Annotated in this window: 5 protein-coding genes; all 5 read right to left on the bottom strand. The window is 56.8% G+C overall.

Features of this window, described 5'->3' with window-relative positions:
- Positions 1-310: 310 nt before the first annotated feature.
- A complete protein-coding gene (locus NW843_RS12580; protein ID WP_011433718.1) occupies positions 311-916 on the bottom strand; it encodes a DUF3727 domain-containing protein in 606 nt (201 codons plus the stop codon).
- A 107-nt stretch (positions 917-1,023) separates the two neighbouring features.
- Positions 1,024-1,260: a gas vesicle protein GvpG gene (locus tag NW843_RS12575; RefSeq protein WP_011433717.1), complete on the bottom strand. Its 237-nt coding sequence runs from the start codon at positions 1,258-1,260 to the stop codon at positions 1,024-1,026.
- A gap of 189 nt (positions 1,261-1,449) precedes the next feature.
- Positions 1,450-1,839, bottom strand: a complete 390-nt coding sequence (locus NW843_RS12570; protein WP_414342319.1) for a hypothetical protein — start codon at positions 1,837-1,839, stop codon at positions 1,450-1,452.
- Between the two features lie 341 nt (positions 1,840-2,180).
- The gene (locus NW843_RS12565) at positions 2,181-3,815 is read right to left on the bottom strand and encodes an AAA family ATPase (RefSeq protein WP_414523108.1); all 1,635 of its coding nucleotides are present in this window, start codon (positions 3,813-3,815) and stop codon (positions 2,181-2,183) included.
- 45 nt (positions 3,816-3,860) lie between these two features.
- Positions 3,861-4,119 (bottom strand): pentapeptide repeat-containing protein (locus NW843_RS12560; protein ID WP_414523107.1); only part of this gene is annotated, 259 nt, incomplete at its 5' end.

Raw genomic sequence — 4,119 nt, 5'->3', positions numbered from 1 at the left:
TTTCAGTATAGTTGAGCTTATTATTGACTAGAGTCATGCTCCTTCGCTACGCAATGCTTAGGCGGCTGGTCTGAGGCTGGCTTATTCTGACCCTTGGCCCGCAGATCCGACGCCCCCGACAGATGTTGAGACGGGTCTGGAGTGGCTGGTGAACGACAGATGTTGAGACGGGTCTGGAGTGGCTGGTGAAAAACTCTGGGCAAGTTTTACCGGGTAGTTTCACCACCTCTATCCCTATGGTGCTCCGCACCGCCGAGGCGACTGGCTGGGCAGAAGTATCCAACTCGGCAGAACAGAAGGGGTTGACCGCCTAATCTTCGTCTTCATCTTCTTCGTCATCTCCGTCTTCCCATTCCTCATCGAGATCCAGCAGCAGGGCATAGAGCTGATCAAAAAGCTCTGGCGGCTCATCGGGGGTGAGCAGGTAGGGATCCCCTTCGTCAGGCAGAGCGGCGTAGAGCAAAACAGGATCGAGGGGGGTAAAGATGCCGTATTTCTTCTCTTGGTAGAAAAAGGTAGCTAGCAGTTGAAACTCCTGGGCATCTTCCTCGCTCTCGCCCAGCTCGAACACATCTTCCTCTTCGACTGGGGGCAATTCCCCCTGAACCGTGAGGATGTCGAAGCCATTTTGCTGCAAGGTGAGGTTCAACTCCCCCAAGACAGCCTGGATGGTGGGCAGGGTAGCCTGTAGCTCTTCGGGATCCGGCTCGTCCAGGATCCCTTCCATGTTGGCATCGCCGTTCACCGCTTGGCTGGGTTCTTCTTCCCCTTCCCAAACCAGCACTTTGATCACAGCATCAACGGGAGTCACCAGAGCATAGGTCTGCTCGTCGATGACCACCTGACGCAGGATCTCGCACTTGAGAGGCTGGTTTTGCTCGTCGCGGAGCACCAAGGTTTCATGGGATTCAGTCATTGAAAACAGCCCAGGGTAGGAAAGACGGGGGTGTACAGAAGCTCATTCTCCCATGTTCTGCCCCCCTGCAATGCTGAGGGATCCCTTCCAGGCCCACCGGCAGAACTCTATGCTTCGGCTTCTCCTTCTGCTTGGGTTAAGGCTTCCAGAGCCAATAAAATCTCCTCTTCTCGGCGGGCGTAGGTTTCTTCGTCAATTTCTCCCAAATCTAGCTGAATTTGCAGGGCCGTAAGTTCTTTTTGCAGGTTTTCTTTGCTATCCAGCTGTGCTTCGGCGCGTTCTTGGATCTGCTCTGCTAGCCAAAGCAAACTTTGGGCCGGCCAAGTCAACAATTGCCAAACCATCCCAGGGCCCCTAAAGCAGATGATGAGTCTTCGTAATCCTATCAATTTGGATTCTCAGGTGGCCATTGCCCCGGCCTAGCCGTGAAACTTTTTGTTCCCTTCCTCCCCAAGCTGGAAAGACTGGGACACGCACGAAGCGCCAGGGGAAACACTGGCTATTGGTGCTCAGGCAAGTCCTAGCCGCGAAGACTAATCCTCTCGCTGGTGCTTCTCGATCCACTCCATGAGCTCCCCCTCGGAATGGGTACACAGGCGCTCTCCCGTGATTGGGTCTTGGACAGACCACCAGACCATGCCGCTGCCATCTACCCACTGCCGCACCCGCAGTTCATCGCAGGCCGCCAAGACTGCCTTCAGGCTCTGCCAAAGGTGGCGCAGTCCTCTGAAGAGCGCTGAAGAGAAGGGATCCCTGCCGCCGTACTCGGCTGCCAGCTGCCGCTCTTCTTGTTTCAGCAGCTCCATCAAGCGGGTGTTGTTGGCCGCCCTAGCTGCTTCCAAACGACGGGCCAGGGAGGCTGCTATGTTTTGGCGATGGCGGGCCAGGAGACTTGTCCCCCTCATTTCAGCGATTGCACTCATAAGGCTGCTCTACATACCAGTACCTCTACACGATCAATCCTACCAAAAAATCTGTAGTCAAGGATACGAAAAGTGCAAAACCATCGGTCCTGCACGCTAACGTGCGGGATCCGATCCCAGTGCCCTGCCTGGGAGCTGCCGGAAGTTAATCCAACAAGGGGCCACCTGAGCAGCTCAGATCAATCGGCGGCTTCCCCGGACGGATTTAACGGGGGCTAATCCACAGGCAGCAAATTCAAGCGGAGCGGCAACCGGAGTTTTTCCGCGTCTTGCAGGAAAAAATGCTTGCAAGCCTACTTCCACGGAGCTGCCACAACTCGGAACGAGCCGACCAAAACAGCTTAGGCAGGAGGTGGAGAGGAAAAGGATGGGGGACTATCAACTTCAATGTAGCCTAACCCTCTCTTCTGGACGATGGTCCGTAGCTCCTGAATCAACTTTTGATCTTGGGAAGCGGTACGTGCTCCTGACTCGGCAGCCCACGCTTTCAAGTCTTGAATCTGGTCGCGGGCGATGGCGGCCAGGGGAACGGTTTGGCGAATGGCGCCGAGAATATCCTCCTGGGTAAACTCGCGGGGCGGATCCTGGTTGAAGGCCATGTGCATGGCATCGTAGATGGTCTGCTCAATTTCTGCGCCGCTGAAGTTTTCGCTGGCCATGGCCAGCTCAGGGTAGGCAAAATCCCGCACGCGGTTGGGCCGCAGCCGCTGGATGTGGACTTGGAAGATCTCCTCCCGCTCCCGTTGGTTGGGCAAATTGACGAAGAAAATTTCGTCAAACCGGCCTTTGCGCAGCAGCTCGGCCGGCAAGACGCGGACATTATTGGCAGTGGCGACAATAAAAACGGGCTTGGTCTTTTCTTGCATCCACGTAATCAGGCTGCCGAAGACGCGCTTGCTGGTGCCCGAATCCCCTGAAAACTCGCTGTTGACGCCGCCAAAGGCTTTATCCAACTCATCAATCCACAACACACAAGGGGCCATGGCTTCGGCAATTTGGATCATCTGGCGCACGCGGCTTTCGCTTTCGCCGACGATCCCGCCGAAGAGTCGCCCCACATCCAGCCTGAGCAAGGGTATGCGCCACTCGCGGGCTATGGTTTTGGCACATAGAGACTTGCCGGTGCCCTGGATCCCGGCCAGCAAAATGCCCTTAGGACTGGGCAAGCCATAGGCACGGGCCTGGGCACTAAAACTGTTGCGGCGCTGCCGAATCCAGGCTTTGAGGTTTTCCAGGCCGCCGACATTTTGCAAGGTCTCGGAGGGGTTGTAAAACTCCAGGATTTCCGTCTGGCGGATGTATTGTTTTTTCTCTTCCAGAACAAGGTCAATATCGCCCTCGCTGACCTTGCCCTTGGCGGCTAGGGCGCGGGCCAGGATCCGCTCAATGCGCTGCCGGGTCAGTCCTTGGCAGGCTCGAACCAGTTGTTCCCGCGCCGGGCCGCTTAGCTCCAGTTGACGGGCAGGGATCGCGCGGGTAATGATCCGCTCAATTTCGGCGATGCTGGGCAGGGGAAAATCATAGACCACAATTTCCTCGCGCAGCTCGGCAGGGACAACGGCTTCTTGGCCCAAGAGGATGATGGACTTGCGGCTGTGGCGGCTCTCTCTGGCCAGGGTTTTCAGGTAGCGGATGACGGGGTAATTGTCCGAGCGTTCCGGATTTCTCAGGGTGGGGTTTAGGTCTTTGAGAACACAAATAACCGCCTCGTCCTCTTTGATGGCGCCGATGCGGCCCAGAGCAGGCATCAATTGGCCTTTGTTTTGGCCGTTATCTGACCAGCCGGAGACGATATCCCAGATTAGGAGTTTGCGCTTGGGCTTGAGGGAATCGGCTAGAACTTGCAGGAGCTCCTCTGCCGGGGCTTCTTCGGGAGTAACCAGGTAGATCAAAGGGTAGCGGGCGCGAACCACTAAGTCCAGCAGTGTGAGGATGTCTTGGTGATTGCTGGCAAAGGCGAGATCTGAGGGACTCATGGATCCACTGAGAGCGGCTGTAGGTAGTGTAGCCAAGGGATCAGGCTAGGGATGGATGGCTCCGTCGGGGAGGATGGCCCCTTTCAAGTCGGCGAATTGATCCCAGCCGGGACTTAGTTTTGCGCCCCATAGGTTTGCCCCCTTTAGGTTCGTGCCACCCAGCTTTGCTCCCCTCAAGTTGGCTCCCCTCAGGTCAGCCCTGCTCAGGTTGGCCCCGCTCAGGTTGGCCCCGCTCAGGTTGGCCTTGCTCAGGTTGGCCCCGCTCAGGTCAGCCTCGCTCAGGTTGGCCTGGCTCAGGTTGGCC

The sequence above is a fragment of the Synechococcus sp. R5-12 genome, assembly GCF_047502655.1.
GTDB lineage: Bacteria > Cyanobacteriota > Cyanobacteriia > Thermostichales > Thermostichaceae > Thermostichus.
The sequence above is the reverse complement of the archived record's forward strand: the minus strand, read 5'-3'. Positions and strand labels throughout refer to the sequence as shown.